Source organism: Paraburkholderia saeva (assembly GCF_907164555.1).
Classification (GTDB): Bacteria; Pseudomonadota; Gammaproteobacteria; order Burkholderiales; family Burkholderiaceae; genus Paraburkholderia; species Paraburkholderia saeva.
In genome coordinates, this window is record NZ_CAJQZC010000015.1 from 38934 (window position 1) to 54714 (window position 15781).

At 62.6% G+C, this 15781-nt stretch carries 13 protein-coding genes; 9 read left to right on the plus strand and 4 right to left on the minus strand.

Annotated features, from left to right (window positions below; genetic code table 11):
* Positions 1–13: 13 nt before the first annotated feature.
* The 3 genes from LPA36_RS27160 to LPA36_RS27170 form a co-directional block, all read right to left on the minus strand.
* Positions 14–1708, minus strand: coding sequence for a methyl-accepting chemotaxis protein (locus tag LPA36_RS27160; protein WP_228883503.1), 1695 nt, complete (start codon positions 1706–1708; stop codon positions 14–16).
* 288 nt (positions 1709–1996) lie between these two features.
* The gene (locus LPA36_RS27165) at positions 1997–2995 is read right to left on the minus strand and encodes a porin (RefSeq protein WP_228883505.1); all 999 of its coding nucleotides are present in this window, start codon (positions 2993–2995) and stop codon (positions 1997–1999) included.
* Positions 2996–3285: 290 nt separating this feature from the next.
* Entirely contained in the window at positions 3286–5037 is a 1752-nt protein-coding gene (locus tag LPA36_RS27170; RefSeq protein ID WP_228883507.1) for an SMP-30/gluconolactonase/LRE family protein, read from the minus strand.
* 229 nt (positions 5038–5266) lie between these two features.
* Here LPA36_RS27170 and LPA36_RS27175 point away from each other — a divergent pair, with 229 nt between their 5' ends.
* From LPA36_RS27175 to LPA36_RS27215, 9 genes are all read left to right on the plus strand, one after another.
* Entirely contained in the window at positions 5267–6511 is a 1245-nt protein-coding gene (locus LPA36_RS27175; RefSeq protein ID WP_228883508.1) for an ABC transporter substrate-binding protein, read from the plus strand.
* A 118-nt stretch (positions 6512–6629) separates the two neighbouring features.
* A complete protein-coding gene (locus tag LPA36_RS27180) occupies positions 6630–7559 on the plus strand; it encodes a carbohydrate ABC transporter permease (protein WP_228883510.1) in 930 nt (309 codons plus the stop codon).
* Positions 7560–7561: 2 nt separating this feature from the next.
* The gene (locus LPA36_RS27185) at positions 7562–8401 is read left to right on the plus strand and encodes a carbohydrate ABC transporter permease (RefSeq protein ID WP_228883511.1); all 840 of its coding nucleotides are present in this window, start codon (positions 7562–7564) and stop codon (positions 8399–8401) included.
* On the plus strand, positions 8398–9216 hold the full coding sequence (locus LPA36_RS27190; protein WP_228883512.1) for an SDR family NAD(P)-dependent oxidoreductase: 819 nt from the start codon (positions 8398–8400) through the stop codon (positions 9214–9216). Before LPA36_RS27185 ends, LPA36_RS27190 begins: the two co-directional genes overlap by 4 nt.
* Complete coding sequence (locus tag LPA36_RS27195; protein WP_228883513.1) at positions 9213–10172, plus strand: dihydrodipicolinate synthase family protein; 960 nt, start codon at positions 9213–9215, stop codon at positions 10170–10172. Before LPA36_RS27190 ends, LPA36_RS27195 begins: the two co-directional genes overlap by 4 nt.
* Positions 10159–11235: an ABC transporter ATP-binding protein gene (locus tag LPA36_RS27200; protein ID WP_228883514.1), complete on the plus strand. Its 1077-nt coding sequence runs from the start codon at positions 10159–10161 to the stop codon at positions 11233–11235. Before LPA36_RS27195 ends, LPA36_RS27200 begins: the two co-directional genes overlap by 14 nt.
* 20 nt (positions 11236–11255) lie before the next feature.
* Complete coding sequence (locus tag LPA36_RS27205; RefSeq protein ID WP_228883515.1) at positions 11256–12440, plus strand: mandelate racemase/muconate lactonizing enzyme family protein; 1185 nt, start codon at positions 11256–11258, stop codon at positions 12438–12440.
* Positions 12441–12533: 93 nt separating this feature from the next.
* Positions 12534–13457 (plus strand): 2-dehydro-3-deoxygalactonokinase, encoded by a 924-nt coding sequence (locus LPA36_RS27210; RefSeq protein WP_228883516.1) that lies wholly within the window; start codon positions 12534–12536, stop codon positions 13455–13457.
* A 99-nt stretch (positions 13458–13556) separates the two neighbouring features.
* Positions 13557–14240, plus strand: a complete 684-nt coding sequence (locus LPA36_RS27215) for a 2-dehydro-3-deoxy-6-phosphogalactonate aldolase (protein WP_228883518.1) — start codon at positions 13557–13559, stop codon at positions 14238–14240.
* A gap of 169 nt (positions 14241–14409) precedes the next feature.
* Here the strand turns inward: LPA36_RS27215 and LPA36_RS27220 are convergent, their stop codons facing one another.
* The gene (locus LPA36_RS27220; RefSeq protein ID WP_228883520.1) at positions 14410–15693 is read right to left on the minus strand and encodes an MFS transporter; all 1284 of its coding nucleotides are present in this window, start codon (positions 15691–15693) and stop codon (positions 14410–14412) included.
* Between the last annotated feature and the right edge of the window lie 88 nt (positions 15694–15781).

Below are 15781 nucleotides of genomic sequence, written 5' to 3' on the forward strand. Positions count from 1 at the left end.
ATGGGGTAATTTGTTATTTTCGTGCGGAATCTGGCGGTTTTTCCTGAGCGCTTTTTCTGCCGGTGCTGCTGCATGGCCGGTCGATTACGTGACCCGTTGCTGCCCCCTCACGGCGAATGGCACCGGGAGCACGACCGCTACCCACCGCCGCTTGCTTGCTCTCGTCTAGCTGGAACACTGCCACCGCGTCTCTGAGCACGGCGGCCTGTTCTTCCAGCGACTTTGCGGCAGCCGCGGCCTCTTCCACGAGCGCCGCGTTGTGCTGGGTCACCTCGTCGATCTGGGTAATCGCCTTGTTGACCTGGGCAATGCCCTCGCTCTGTTCGAGCGCCGCCGTTTCGATCTCACCCATGATGCCGGTCACGCGCTCCACAGCGTACATCGCCTCGCGCATCGTCTTGCCTGCTTCCGCCACGAGCGATGCGCCCTGTCCCACCTTCGCGACCGATTCGCCGATCAATTCCTTGATTTCCTTCGCAGCCGCACCGGAGCGTTGCGCGAGGCTGCGTACCTCCGAAGCGACGACCGCGAAGCCCCGCCCCTGCTCGCCCGCCCGCGCCGCTTCAACGGCAGCGTTCAACGCGAGAATGTTGGTCTGGAAGGCGATACCCTCGATCATGCCGATAATCTCCGCGACCTTGCGTGACGAGGCTGTGATGCCGTCCATCGTCTCGGTCACCCGGCCCACCACGGTGCCGCCGCGCGTCACCGTTTCGAGCGCGCCGAGGGCCAGGCGGTTGGCTTGCTGGGCGTTGTCGGCATTCTGCTTCACGGTCGCCGACAATTCCTCCATGCTGGCCGCGGTCTGCTCCAGCGCCGTGGCCTGTTGTACGGTCCGGCGCGACAGGTCGGCATTGCCGAGGGCAATCTCGTTGGCCCCCCGGGCTATCGAGCCCGTGCTGCCGCGCACCTTCGATACCGTGTCGATCAAGGCATCGCGCATCTGCGTCAGGGCGGTGAGCAACTGGCCCATCTCGTTGCGCGAGCGGATCGGGACCACGATCGACAAATCCCCCGCGGCGATGTGTTGAAAGTGGCGAATGGTCTGGTTGACCGGCGTGATGACCGCAACGGAGATGCCGACGCGCGCCAGCACGCCGATCACCATGGCCAGCACGCCGATCGCGGCGAACAACAGGGTGGCAACGTGGAATCGCGCGGCGGCGTTTTCGGCCTCGCTCTGCTGGTTGCGGGATTCCAGTGCTTTGAGCGCATCGATCGCGTTCGTGTAGGTCGCGTAGTAGCCGCTGGTGGCTTCGCCCTGGACACTGCGGAAGGTGTTGAAGTCATTGTTGGCAAGCGCTTCGAATTCCGGTTCGATACCGTGCTCGACCAGCGCGGCACGCGCGGTCGCCACCGCCTGAACGAGCCGCGCTTCGTCGTCGCTGCTGAAGGGGCCTGCTGCGTAGGTACGGAATTCGTTGTTCGATTCGACCAGCAGCCGGTGTGCCGCGGGCAACAGATCGTCGGTTTGCGCGCCGGCGCTGAACAAGGTTTTGTAGCTGCCTAGCGCGAGACGTACCTGGAGAAGCTTCGTCGAACTGGCATTCAGATGCGTCAACGCCGCCGAGTTGCGCTGCACGTCTTCGAGGCCATGGCTCGCGAGTTCGAGCGCACCATAGCCAATGCCGATCACGGTAAGAAGAAACGCGACCAGCACGCCGATGACCAGCGTCAGACCACCCCGTATGGTGATGTTGTGCAACATGGTGTCCCTTTAGTCTGATTAACGTCCTGGCCGGGTGACGCACGACCCGGGGCTCGGCAGGCAAGGTCGTGAGCGATACGAATTCGAACTCTCGCAATCAAGCGGGGAAAAGGCTGGCCCGCCCTCCCGGGCCAGCAAAACGGCAGTCAGCGAAGCGTGCGATCCAGGCATCTGCGGGGAAGAATTCGCCTGAACCATCGCTTCGCCGACCGACCGCCGTACTTGCAGGACAACTAAGCGAAACGCAAAGCCGGTTGTCCGCGCGACCCGCTGTCGCGCCTGGGCGGATCAGAACGCGTGGCGCAGACCGACCGTGTAACCCAGGCCGTTGGTCGACGTGCCCGTTTGCTCCCACCCCGTGGTGGTGCCGTATGTGAAGTGGCCCGACTGGGTGTCGTAGACGACGTCGGCGTAGACGCTCGTCGCTTTGGACAGGAAGTAGAAATAGCCCAGCACGCTACGGCATTGAATGGTCCGGCCGTTGGCGGTCGTGTGGCTGAAGGTCGACAGGATCTGCTGCGCGGGGCCCAGGGGGATGTTGATGCCGACCATCTGGTTGTGCATCTCCTGGCTGAACGTGTTCTGGCCAAAACCATAGCCGGCATAGAGGCGCGCGATACCGAAGTCGTACTGCCCCGACGTGTAGGCCCAGTGAGCGTTATCGCCCTGCGGACGGATGAACGAGGCAGCGAGCTTGAGCTTCGGATCCTCGTAGACGATCGAGGTCGAATACGGAATGTTGTTGCCGGTCACCGCCGAGTCGCGAGCCGCGACCTGGGCGCGAAACGTCACGTTAGCCCACTTGTACATGTAGTTGGCGGAGTTGTTCGTCCGCACGGTATCGATCTGGCCGGGGCCGCCATTGGCCTCCGAAATGCCGCCTCGCGCGCCGTAGCCCGACGCCAGGCCGTTCTGACCGAACGGGTCGGCCGACACTTCGGCGTAGTGGCTCGCGTTGACGTCGCGGCCCAACGCGAGGTGACCGAACCAGCCCTCGAGCCCGACGGTAGAGCGGCCGCTGAAGAACGAACTCGAGTTGTAGAAGGTGCCGTTGTTCGGATTGAACTGCTGTTCGAGCTGGAAGATCGCCCGGTAGCCGCCGCCCAGATCCTCGACGCCTTTCAAACCCCAGAAGCTGGTTGCCCCGGTATTCATCCGGATGGCATTGCTGCCGTCGTACTTGCCGACTTCGAGGTCGGCAAGTCCATACAGCGTCACCGATGACTGGGCCATCGCCGCGTTTGTGCCCATCACCGTCAAAGCGGCCACGACCAACTTTCTTTTCATAATTCTCCGTCTCCTCGTTAAGTTCCGTTAGTTGGAACTGATAACGTGAGACTACCATTTGATGGAACTTATGCAAGACGTTTTATTGCGGATTCGGGATAGCCCCAGGGATTGTGTTGCAATTCGGCATCAATCGAATCGTCGGGAACGGGGCGAAAGCGGCTTCCGGGGCGGGCGAGCGGCGCCGGCCCCGGATTTTCCGAGGGTGGGGCTTGAACGGGCGTTTGGGGAGGGGAGGCGTCGCCGGGCGCGGTGCCGGCGACGTTTTTCGCTGATGCGAGGAGGGGGTGTTAGCCGGCGAACGTCGTCTCGGGCAGCCCGCGCACTCCGGGGACATTGACCGCGAAGAGCGAGCCGGACAGCGGAGCGCTGTTCAGCAGGTCTTCGGTGAGCCGCACCCGTGCGCTCGTGACGTAGAGCACGTCGAGATTCTGGCCGCCGAAACAGCAACTCGTGGGGCGCGGCACCGGCATGCGGATGCGCGTCATTTCGCGGCCCTCGGGATCGAATCGCGCCACGCACCAGTCGTCCCACATGGCAACCCACAGGCATCCGTCCGCGTCGACCGTCAGTCCGTCCGGCGCGCCAGCTGACGAGTCCAGCGTGATAAACGGACGGCGATTGCCAATTGTTCCGCTGATCAGGTCAAAGTCATACTGGTAGACAGTCTTGCGGTGCGAATCCGTGAAGTACATCAGCGTATTGTCAGGATTCCAGCCCAGGCCGTTCGATACCGTGAAGCCGGTATCCATCTTCTTCCAGGAGCCGTCGGCGTCCACCCTGAACAGGCTGCCGCGGTTTGCCGCCGTGCCCATGTCCATGGTGCCGACCCACAGGCGGCCCATGCGGTCGCATTTGCCGTCGTTGTACCGATTGCCGGGCCGGTCGAATTCGGGATGGGAAAAGCGCGTCAGATTTCCGGCGCCATCAACCGTCATCAGGCCGCCGGGCGTCGCGATAAGCAGTCCGCCCGTTGCCTTCGGAATCACCAGGCTCAGCATCGAACCGAGCTTTGTCTCCGTGCTGGTTTGGCTTGCCGCGTCGAATCGATGGATCGTTGGCGTCAGGATGTCGACCCAGTAAAGCGCGTCGTCGCGCGGCGACCACATGGGCGCCTCGCCGAGCAGCGCCGGCACCTGGCTCACGCAGTGGACGTCCGCGTTTGCCAGCGCGGGCGGCTGGCTTTTCGCCGACAGCGACATCGACCGGCCGCCCGAGTTGTGCGAGATCTTGCGCGCCGCCCCCATGACGGCTGCCGACAGGTTGTGCGCGCGGGTCGCGTCGAGCCGGCCTGCCGTGCCGGAGACCGCCACCGCGCCGATCGGCCGGCCCTCGAAGTCGAAAATCGGCGCCGCGAGCGCCACCGAGTCGTCCGAGCTTTCCTGGTTGGCCAGCGCGTAGCCGCGCGAGCGCGTGAGGTCGAGCTCGCTGCGCAGGGCGTCGACCGACGTGATCGTGCGCGGCCCGAACGTATTCAGCGTGATCGAACTCAGCAGATCCTGCTGCTGGCGGGGGTCGAGGTAAGCGGCGATGGCCTTGCCGACCGCGCTGGCGTGCAGCGGCAGGCGCATGCCCACGCCCAGCACGACGCGGCCCGTCTGGCGCGCGTCTTCGCTTGCGATGACCACGGCGCTGTTGCCGTCCAGAATGGCCAGATGCACCGCCTCGCCGACCAGATCGCGCAGCACGACGAGCTCGTCCTGTGCGGCGATCCGCAGGTCGAAGTCGCTCCAGACCTCGTGCGCGAGTTCCAGAAAGCGCAGCCCGAGGCGGAACGTCTTGCTGTAGGCGTCGTGGCGCAGCAGACCCTCGCGCTGGAGCGTGGTCAGGATGCGGTGCAGCGTGCCTTTGGGCAGGCCGCAGGCGCGCAGCAATTGGGTGAAGGTCATCGGCGCCGGAGCCTGCGAGACGATGTTCAGCAGGTACATCGCCTTTTCGAGCACCCCGACGCCCGCCGGGGTTTTCTCTTCCGGCGCGACCAACACCGCGGGTTCTTCCGTCTCCAGTTCCGTTTCCACCCCGTTCGTCGAGGCGGTTTCCACGAGTTTTCGTTTCGCTTTTGTCAAGTTTTTTTCGCCCCTGGCGTAATTAGTGCGCTGATGTTCCGCTGGAACGTATCTCCTGAGGGCATTGTACGCGCAAGCCTGCCTCAGGCGATATTTGTTCTATTGGGTGGAACTTTTAAAAACGTCGTGCTATGATGGATTCACAAGTTCCAATTATAGAAACAAGGAGACGGAAACTGTGCTTACCCGACGCAAATTCATTTCCATGGTGGCCGCTTCGTCTGTTTTGGCGCCCGCGCTGCTGAGAGCTGCCACGAACGGGAGTTTCACCTACGTGGGCTGGACCCAGGACGAGGCGGCCAGCAAGGCCACGATCGCGAAGATGTTCCAGCAGTTCGAGCAGAGCGACCCCAGTGCGTCCATGAATGTCGTGGGATTCCCTTATGCGCAGATGCAGCAAAATCTTTTCCTGCGACTGCGCGCGCACCAGCCTGTCGACGTGGCCCAACTGACCTTGCAATGGCTGCCGCAATTCGGCGGCACGGGCAAGATGGTCGACTTCAACGACGTCTTCGGCAAGGCGGCGCTGGAAAAGGTGATCGATCCGGGCATTCTGCGGTTGGGGCAATTCAGGGGTAAGCAGGTCGGCATGCCGTGGACCATGGGTTCGATCGCCATGGTCGCCAATGCGTCCATGCTGAAGGAGGCGGGCATTGCCCAGCCGCCTGTCACGATCGATGCGTTCCTCGAAGCGCTCAAGGCGATCAAGGCGAAGTTTCCGGAGTCGGTGCCGTACGCCATGTCCACCAAGGACAACGCGTCGGTGGTGGGGGACTTCCAGACATGGTTGTGGACCTTCGGCGGCCACATCTTCAACGATCAGGGTCAGGTCGTCGTCAACAGCCCCGCTGCCGTGCATACCCTCGAATTCATGACCAATCTCGTGAAGGATCGCCTGGCCGCGAAAGACACGGACCGCTACGACGCCCGCCGCCTGTTCGCGCAGAACCGCTGCGCCTTCTATCAGGACGCGCCGCTAGCACGCGGTTTTGCCCGAGACAACTCGGGCAAGGGTGCGGCCTTCGACGCTAACGTACTGTCGGTTGCAACGCCGGTCCTGAAACAGGGCGATGTGCCGCGCTCGTTTGCCTGGGGGCATTTGTTCGGCAGTTTTGCCGCTGACAAGCAAAGTTTCGATGCGAAGTCGGCGCCAGCCCAATTCGTGTCCTACATTAGCCTGACCGACGAGCCGCAACTCGAGTACTTCCGTCAGGTTGGCCTCTTTCCCGTGACACGCAGCGCGATTGCCAAACTGTCCGGCGACCCTTATGTCGCGAACTGGACCAGGAATGCACGCAATGCCACGCGCGACGAACTGGCGGTTTTCCCGAACGTTGCCGACCTCACGGTCATCGTCGGCGAGCAGGTGCAAGCGGCTGTGCTGGGACAGAAGTCGCCGGCTGAAGCCATCGACGCTATGAGCAAACGGCTGAGCGCGGCCATCGAATGAGCGGGCGGCGAGCCGGATCGGCACGTCCGGTCTCGCCGCGAATGCATGCGTGCCCGCGCGTATTTTCCACGGTTAATCGCCGCGGCTTTCCCCTAAACCGAAACCGGTTTTAACGAACATGGCTAGCTTACCCACGACGCAGTCCGATGTGCGGACCGCGAAGCAGCGCCGATCACTGAAGTCGCACGAACGAAGAGTTGGATTCGCCTTCGCGCTGCCTTCGCTGATCGCCTTCTTCGTCGTCATCCTGATTCCGTTTCTTCAATCGCTGAAGCTCTCGTTCTATCGTTATACGATCGAGATGGACGAGCCGAGCTTCATCGGACTGAAGAATTTCAAAAGGCTGCTGAGCAACCCCGACACACTGTCGATCTGGTTCAACACGCTGATCTTCGTCGTGCTGACCACCAGCATCACGCTCGTCCTCGGGCTCGCGTGGGCCGTCGTGCTCAACCAGTCGTTCCGCGGCAAGGCGGTGCTGCGCGCGCTTTCGCTGTTGCCCTGGGTCCTGCCTTCGACTGTCACGGCGTTTCTGGCGGCGTGGATCTTCAACGGTCAGTACGGCATTCTCAATGCGATCCTGCTGCAACTGGGCATCATCCATGACCCGGTGCCCTGGCTTGCCGAAGCGCACTCGGCCATGGCGGCCGTGATCCTCACGCGCGTCTGGGTTTCGGTGCCGCTCTTCATGGCTTTTTTCCTGGCGGGACTGCAAGGCGTCTCGCAGGACCAGATGGACGCGGCGCGCGTGGACGGCTGCGAAAACTTCGCGGTGTTCCGCTACGTCGTGCTGCCCCACCTCGCGCCGACCATCATCATCGTGACGATCCTCGGCGCCATGAGCAACCTGCAGGCCTTCGACGTGATTTACGCGCTCACGCAGGGCGGTCCGGTCAAGGCCACGACGATGCTGTCCATCGAAGTCTACAAAGAGGCGTTCCAGAACTGGGATATCGGTAGTGCATGCGCGATCGGCGTGCTGTGGTTCCTGACCATTGCGATCCCGTCGATCTTCTATCTGCGCATTCTGTTCAAGCGGGAGAACTAGGCATGTTGCTTCTCAACAACTGGCGGGCACGCTCGGGATTTACGGTGATGTTGCTCGCGATAGGCGGCTTTCTGTTTCTGCCGATCATCTGGATGGTGCTCACGTCGATCAAGCCGGAAGGCGAGGTATTCGTTCGGATTCCTTCTATTCTGCCGCACGTGCCGACGCTCGAAAACTATCGCGCGCTGTTCGGCCACAGCGAAACCTTGATGCAGTTGCGCAACAGCCTGATCACGGCGGGCGGCGGCTCGTTGCTGACGGTCATGCTGTCGACCTACGCGGCCTACAGCTTCGCGAAGTTCCGTTATTTCGGCCGCAAGCCGTTGATGTTCATGATGCTTTCGGCGCAGATGTTTCCGTTCGCAATGCTGCTCATCAGCGTCTACCCGATGCTGCAATGGGCCAACCTGCTGAACACGCGCATCGGGCTGATCATCGCCTACATCATCCTGGCGCTGCCGAGCGGCACCTACATGCTGTACAGCTACTTCATCAGCATTCCGAGCGAAATCATCGAGGCGGCGCGTGTGGATGGCGCAAGCGAGATGTACATCCTGCATCGGATCGTGTTGCCGCTCGCCATTCCCGCGATGGTGACCGTTGGGCTGTATTCGTTCATGTGGGCCTGGAACGACCTGTTGTTCTCGCTGACGCTGATTACCTCGCCGGAGCTGCGCACGGTCGGCCCGGGACTGCTGCTGAGCTATCTGGGTGAAGGCCGTGCGAACTGGGGCGGCGCGATGGCGGAGTCGATCGTGATTTCGTTGCCGGTCGTGCTGGGCTTCGCCTTCCTGCAGCGCTACTTCATCAAAGGCCTGACCGCTGGAGCCGTGAAATCATGAGACTCGCGAACAAAGTGGCGATCGTGACGGGCGCGGGTCAAGGCATCGGCCGCGCGATTCTCGAACGCTTCGTGGCGGAAGGGGCAAAGGTCGTGGCGGTGGAGCTTTCGCCGGAGAGCGCACGGCGCGCGGTCGCCGGACTGCCGCCCGATCGTGTCTGCATGCTGTGCCTCGACGCGCACGCGCAATCGACCGTGGATGAAGCGATTTACGCGGCGAAAGAGCGTTTCGGCGGCCTCGATATTCTCGTCAACAACGCCGTACGCTACGCGGGCGCCAGCATCGTGAACGAGACCGACGAAGGCTGGGCCAGCACGATCGACTCGGCGTTGACGGCCACGTTTCGCTTTTGCCGCGCCGCGCTGCCGGAAATGGCGGCGCGCGGCGGCGGATCGATCATCAACCTCGCGTCGGTCAACCAGATCGTGGCTAACCCGGGCCTCGCAGCGTATACCGCGGCCAAAGGCGGGGTGCACGCGCTGACGAAGCAGATCGCCGTGGAGTTCGGCATCCAGCGCGTGCGCTGCAACGCGATCTCGCCGGCGTTCATCGTGACGGAGCGCACGGCGCAGGGGCTCAGCGCCGCCGATCTCGCCGCCGTCGCGCAGAGCTATCCGCTCGGGCGACTCGGCGAGCCCGCCGACATCGCCAATGCGGCCGTGTTTCTGGCGAGCGACGAGTCGTCGTTCATCACGGGTGTGGACCTTCCGCTCGATGGCGGCTTGACGTCGTTGGCCGCCAGTGCGCTGCTTTCGAACCATATTCGGACTTCGTGGGGACTTCCCCCCCTGCAAATCGTGGAGAACAAGAAATGACGATGACGATCGCCCACCGCAGTCTGGCCGGCGTCTTTCCCGTATTGCCCACCCCGTTCCTGGAGAACGGGAGCCCCGACGTCGCCAGCCTGCGCAATCTGGTGCGCTACCTCGTGACGGCCGGCGTGGATGGCATCACGTATCCTGGCGTCGCCAGCGAGTTCGGGCAGTTGAGCGCCGACGAGCGCGTCATGCTCACCGATGCCGTGCTCGACGAAATCGACGGCCGTATGCCGTTGGTCGCCGGCTGTTCCAGTACCGACGCCGAAGTCACCATTCGGATCGCCCACGCGGCGGCGAAGGGCGGCGCGGCGGCGCTGATGATCGCCGTCCCGCCGGGGCGCAAGACAGCGCAAGCGCAGATCGAATTTTTCAGCCGTGTCGCGCAAGCTGTCCCCGACACGCCCATCATGCTGCAGAACGTGCCGGCACCCGTCGGCGCCGGTCTCGATCCCGAAGTGCTGCTCGAGATTCTGAACGCGGTGCCTTCGATCCAGTACATCAAGGAAGAGACGCTGCCGAGCGGCCAGCGCCTGACGGTCATCAAGCGCAGCGCGCCTGAGACGTTGCGCGGCGTGTTCGGCGGCGCGGGTGGACGCTACATCACCGACGAATTGCGGCGCGGCGCGTGCGGCACCATGCCGGCGGTCGAACTCGCGGAAGTGCATGTCGAACTGTTCAAGGCGCACCGTGCGGGCCGGAGCGATCAGGTGCGCGAACTGTTCACGCGCATGCTGCCGATTCTGAACGTGCAAGCCGTGTTCCGCTGGTCGCTGACCAAGTACGTGCTGCATCGTCGTGGCTTGATTCAGTGCCGCCTGCAGCGTGCGGCCGGTCCGTTGCTCGATGCCGCCGACGCGGCCGATGTCGACGCCTTCCTGCACGACATCGAAGATCTTCTGATTCCTCAGCAAATGCTTTCCACCATCGGAGGCGGAATCCATGGCACAGCTTGAATTGCGTCAGGTTCACAAGTCGTTCGGCGACGCGTCGGTCATTCACAACGTGGATCTGCAGGTCGCCGACGGCGAGTTCTGCGTGTTCGTCGGACCCTCCGGTTGCGGGAAGTCCACGTTGCTGCGACTGATCGCAGGTCTCGAGGAAAGCACGTCCGGCCAGATCTCGATCGGCGGAAAGGACGTGACCGCGTTGCAGCCCGCGAAGCGCGGCATCGCGATGGTGTTTCAGTCGTACGCGCTGTATCCGCACATGAGCGTCGCGGAAAACATGGGCTTCGGGCTGCGGATGGCGAACGTGCCCAAGGCGCGCATCGAAGCTAAGGTGCAGGAGAGCGCGCGCATTCTGCAGATCGAGCACCTTCTCGCCAGAAGGCCGAAGGATCTCTCAGGCGGCCAGCGTCAGCGCGTGGCCATCGGCCGCGCGATCGTGCGCGAGCCCTCGCTGTTCCTGTTTGACGAACCGCTGTCCAACCTCGACGCGGCGCTGCGCGTCGAAATGCGGCTCGAACTCGCGCGCATCAAGGAAGAGGTCGGCACGACCTTCGTGTACGTGACGCACGATCAGGTCGAAGCGATGACGCTGGCGGACAAGATTGTCGTCTTGCGCGACGGCAAGATCGAACAGGTGGGGCGTCCGCTGGACCTGTATCACCATCCGGCAAACCGCTTTGTCGCGGGCTTCATCGGCTCGCCGAAAATGAACTTCATCGAAGTGACGGCCAGGCCGCTCGATTCGCATTCGGTCGAAGTCGATCTGCCTGCCGGTCGCCTGCGCGTGCCGACGACGAAGCACATCTCGGACCGGACCCTGACGCTCGGCGTGCGGCCCGAACACACGCGCGTCGTCGCGACGCAAGACGCGGCCCTGACCGGCGAAGTCAATCTGGCCGAGCGACTGGGCAGCGAGACGTTCGTCTACGTGAAGACGGCCGTTGGAACGGTCATGGTGAAGCTAGACGGTGCGACGACCTGCGCGAAGGGCGACACCGTGGGCCTCGCCTTCATCGACGACGAACTGCATTTGTTCGACGGCAGCGGCTTGCGCGTTTCCGCCTCCTGATTCACGACCCGGCAATCGATATGAATACCGCACCCAAAATAGCCTCAGTCGAGACCTTCATCGTTTCGATTCCGCGCGACGTGCCTTACCTCGGCGGGCTCGGCAAGGACGAACAGGTCAATAGCCGCGGCTACCTGATCCGCAAAGGCAATGGCACGATCTACCCGACCACCGACATGTCGGTGCTCATCAAGCTGACCGCCGACGACGGCACGGTCGGCTGGGGCGAGACCTACGGAATCGTGGCGCCGGAAGCCGTGACCGCGATCATCGACGACGTGCTCGGACCTGCAGTGATCGGACGCGATCCGCGCGACGCCGTGGTGATCCAGGAAGACCTGTACGACATGATGCGGGTGCGGGGATTCTTCGGCGGCTTCTACGTCGACTCCATCGCCGGCGTGGACATCGCGATCTGGGACCTGTTCGGGAAGCTGGTTGGACAGCCCGTGGTCAAGCTCATCGGCGGTCAGCGCCGGTCCACGATTCCCGCCTATGTCTCGGGGCTGCCGGGCAGGTCGCTGGATGAGCGCGTCGCGCTGGCGCGCACCTTCGTAACCAAGGGGTTCAACGCATTCAAGTATCACTCGGCGGTGTCCTTCGACGGCATCGTCGACGAAATGCGTGCGCTTCGCGAGGGGCTCGGAGACGGCGTGGAGCTGATGGTCGATCTGCACTGGAAATTCACGGCGCAGGAGGCCATCCAACTGGTGGACCGGCTCACGCCTTATCGACCGTATTTCGTCGAGGCGCCGGTGCAGCCCGAGGATATCGAAGGCCAGACGCACGTGGGCGCGAATATCCGCGTGCCGCTCGCGCTGGGTGAGGAGTGGCGCACGGTCTTCGAATATCGTCCGCGTCTGGAACGCCGATCGATGTCGATCGTCCAGCCGGAGATGGGACACATCGGCATCAGCCAGTTCATGCAGATTGCGCGGATGGCCAACGCGTTCCATATGAAGGTGATTCCGCACGCGAGCATTGGCGTCGGCATCTTCCAGGCGGCGAGCCTGCATGCAACGGCCGCGCTTCCGAATGCGCCGATGCACGAATACCAGCATTCGGTTTTCGATCACAACCTGCAATACGTCGAGACGACCATGCGTTGCGCAGACGGTGCGTTCCACCTTCCGGAAGGTCCCGGACTCGGTATCGAACCCAACGAAAAATTGTGGCAGCACATTCGCAAGAAGCCTGTCGTATAGAGACGAAGCCGGCGCAGCGCGATTGAGTCGATCCGCGCTGCGTCGTAAAGACCGGGAAATTTTTAATCTGTAAATTAATAAGGATTGCATAGTATGAAGCCATCGTTCATTAGTCTCGATTGGGGGACGTCGAGTCTGCGCGCCGTACTCGTATCGGAAGAAGGTGCAGTCATCGAGGCGCGAAGCGCCGCGGGAGGCGTGATGTCGGTGAAGGACCGGCAATTCGAGGCGTCACTGCATGCGATCTGCAGCGACTGGATTGAAAATTTCGGCTGCCCCATCGTGGCCAGCGGAATGATCGGCAGCCGGCAAGGCTGGGTGGAAGCGCCTTATCTCGACTGCCCGGCGACGCCGGCCACTGCGGCGCGCGCGCTCACGACACTGCAGATTTCGAACCGCGTCGACATGCACATCATTCCCGGCCTGCGCTGCGGCTCGAAGACGACGATGTACGACGTCATGCGGGGCGAGGAAACGCAGATCTGGGGCGCCGACGTGGCGCCGGACAGCGTGTGCGTCTTGCCCGGCACGCACAGCAAATGGGCCTTCGTCGATGAACAGTCGCGGATCACGCGCTTCGCGACCTATATGACCGGGGAACTGTACGGCCTGCTCACGAAGCACGGCATTCTTGGCCGGCTGATGGAGTTCGGTGGCAGCGATAAAGAGGCTTTCGTCCGCGGCGCAAAGCTCGGATTGGCTCAGTTAGCGCAGGCGACGCACGTGATCTTCGCGGCGCGTACGGCGGGGCTGACGGGGGAAGTGCCGCCGGCCGGATTGCCCGACTATCTTTCGGGCATCCTGATTGGCGTGGAGGTCGCGAGCGCACTGGCGGCGGAGAAGGTGAGCGCCGAACGACCCATCAACGTGATTGGGGACGACGATCTGTCGAGTCGTTACGAAGCGGCTCTGCAATTGGCAGGCTTGCGGTCGGTTCGCGCGCGGGACGGTGCCACCATTCAGGGCCATGTGCGCGTTGCCAGAGAGGCCGGCATCGTGGCGTGCGAGTCGGCCTGAAATCCCGGAGTGGCGAGCGTTTTGGGGCGTGCCCCGCCGGGGTGTCAGGCGCGCTCCGTTGCTCGAGGAAGATTCGTTACCCATACACAGAGAATCGACATGCAAGCTCACCTTAACCTGCCCGCCCCGTACCAGCCGCACGCGGGGTTAGCCGCCGCATTCAGGGCGTGTCCATTGATCGCCATCCTGCGCGGTGTAACACCGGCCGACGCGGCCGACCACGGTCGCGCACTCTACGAAGCCGGCTTTCGCATTGTTGAAGTGCCGCTCAATTCGCCGCAGCCGTTTGACAGCATCGCGGCAATCCGGCGGACGTTGCCGGGCGACGCCATCGTCGGAGCCGGCACCGTGCTTCAGCCGGACCGGGTTCATGACGTGAAAGCGGCGGGCGGCGAACTGATTGTGATGCCGCACAGCGATGCCGAAGTCGTGCTGGCCGCAAAAGCGCTGGGGCTGGCCTGCGCACCGGGCGTCGCGACACCGAATGACGCGTTCCAGGCGCTGAAGCACGGCGCCGACGTCCTCAAAATGTTCCCGGCCGAACAACTGGGCGTACATGTCATCAAGGCGTGGCGGGCGGTGTTGGCAGAGGAGGTGCCGCTCGTACCGGTCGGTGGCATCACGCCGGACAGCATGGGACCGCTTCTGAGCGCGGGTGCGAATGGCTTTGGACTCGGTTCCGCGCTGTACAAACCGGGGCAGGGCGTCGAGGTCACCGCTACGCGCGCGAAGGCGTATATCAACGGTTTGCGCATCGCTAACAACGGGTTCCGCGCCTCCTGAGGCAGCCCGGATTTGTCTGCGAGCCGCATCAGGGCTGCCTTCACCGCCGCTACCGACTCCAGTGTTTCCTGCACGATGGCGATTTTTTCCTGCGCCGGTGTGCCGCCGACGGTGCTCCGGCGTTCAAGGCGTTCCGCCGGTCGCTGGCTCCTGGCTAACCGCGCGACGCTTACGAAGGTGTGCGAACGGCGCTCACAGATGTCGCGACACTCGATCGACGTCGGCGCGGCGCCGTTTCAAGCAGGAAGACGGAAGCTACGGCGCCCAGTATCAGCATCCCACAAGCGAAGTAAAGCGTGGCCCGCAAGCCATGGTGCTCGGCGATGGCGCCGCCGATGACGGGTGCAAGGCCTCCGCCAAAGATTTCACCAACGCCCACAACAAAGCCCACCGACGATGCCACGAGTCCAACTGGCGCGGCCTCCGTTGCGATCGGTCCGCACAGCAGGCTGATCAACGGAAGGGCGAACGCGGAAATTAGAAACAGCAACCAGAACAGGAGCCACGGGTGATCGGCGCTTACGTGGGTAAAGAGGAAGAGGAGAGCGGCGGATACGACGAATCCATAGATCGCAACAGGGCGCCTTCCAATGTAGTCCGAAGGAAGCACCATGGTGAACAGGCCAAGCGTGCCACCGAAGCCGGTCGCAGAGACAATCCATCCCATCCTCTGTGTTCCGACATGCAGAACCTCCGCGAGATAGCTCGGCACCATTGCGCTCAAGATGAACATGCCGGCCATCGCACCCAGGATTGCAATCCCGCCAAGGCAGACGTTCCGACTACGAAAGATCTCGGTCCAACGCGCGTCTGGTCGTTGGCTCGCTGCATATGCGGGGGCACTGTGTGAATCTTGCCGAAGCGTGAGCCAGGTGAACAATGCCACGACGAATCCTGGCGCGGCCGAAATCAGAAACACCCAGTTCCACGAGACCACCCGCAGCAGTTGCGTTGCGACGATCGGCGCAAGGCCCATTCCGAATATGGAGAACATGCCCATCTGAAGGCCCTGATTCAAGCCGCGCCGCGAGGGTAGCGATGCCTCACCCACTGTCGCAATGCTGACCGGCGTGAACGCGCCTTCAGCCACGCCCATGAGCGCACGCATCGCCATCAGACTTGCGAATCCGGTGGCAAATCCGGAAAGACACGAAAGCAGCGAGAACACCAGCAGCGTGAAGGTGAGGATTTTCTTGCGACCGATTCGATCGGAGATGGGCCCTGCGAGGATGGCCCACAATCCCCACGCGAAACTCAGAATGCCAAACAGGTTGCCGAGTTGTTGATAGTTGAGATTGAGGTCCTGCATTATGGAAGGAAACAGCGGGGCTATGAGCCATCTGTCGAAGCCCACCAGTCCGAATCCTAGCCCCATTAGAACGAGTACTTTCCATTCGTAAGCGGTATCGTGGGATTTCGCTTTCGTGCTGTCTTTCTCTAACTTCCATTTCATTGCTTGTCTCCTTGATATCTTGTTCAAAAACGGTGGCCTTTGTTGATTGTGTCTTTGCCGGTGGGATTTGCGAGGTATCGGCCATGCT

Coding starts and splice junctions, on each gene's coding strand:
- LPA36_RS27160 (WP_228883503.1), bottom strand. CDS start 1,708: ATGTTGCACAACATCACCATACGGGGTGGTCTGACGCTGGTCATCGGC.
- LPA36_RS27165 (WP_228883505.1), bottom strand. CDS start 2,995: ATGAAAAGAAAGTTGGTCGTGGCCGCTTTGACGGTGATGGGCACAAAC.
- LPA36_RS27175 (WP_228883508.1), top strand. CDS start 5,267: ATGGTGGCCGCTTCGTCTGTTTTGGCGCCCGCGCTGCTGAGAGCTGCC.
- LPA36_RS27180 (WP_228883510.1), top strand. CDS start 6,630: ATGGCTAGCTTACCCACGACGCAGTCCGATGTGCGGACCGCGAAGCAG.
- LPA36_RS27185 (WP_228883511.1), top strand. CDS start 7,562: ATGTTGCTTCTCAACAACTGGCGGGCACGCTCGGGATTTACGGTGATG.
- LPA36_RS27190 (WP_228883512.1), top strand. CDS start 8,398: ATGAGACTCGCGAACAAAGTGGCGATCGTGACGGGCGCGGGTCAAGGC.
- LPA36_RS27195 (WP_228883513.1), top strand. CDS start 9,213: ATGACGATGACGATCGCCCACCGCAGTCTGGCCGGCGTCTTTCCCGTA.
- LPA36_RS27200 (WP_228883514.1), top strand. CDS start 10,159: ATGGCACAGCTTGAATTGCGTCAGGTTCACAAGTCGTTCGGCGACGCG.
- LPA36_RS27205 (WP_228883515.1), top strand. CDS start 11,256: ATGAATACCGCACCCAAAATAGCCTCAGTCGAGACCTTCATCGTTTCG.
- LPA36_RS27210 (WP_228883516.1), top strand. CDS start 12,534: ATGAAGCCATCGTTCATTAGTCTCGATTGGGGGACGTCGAGTCTGCGC.
- LPA36_RS27215 (WP_228883518.1), top strand. CDS start 13,557: ATGCAAGCTCACCTTAACCTGCCCGCCCCGTACCAGCCGCACGCGGGG.
- LPA36_RS27220 (WP_228883520.1), bottom strand. CDS start 15,693: ATGAAATGGAAGTTAGAGAAAGACAGCACGAAAGCGAAATCCCACGAT.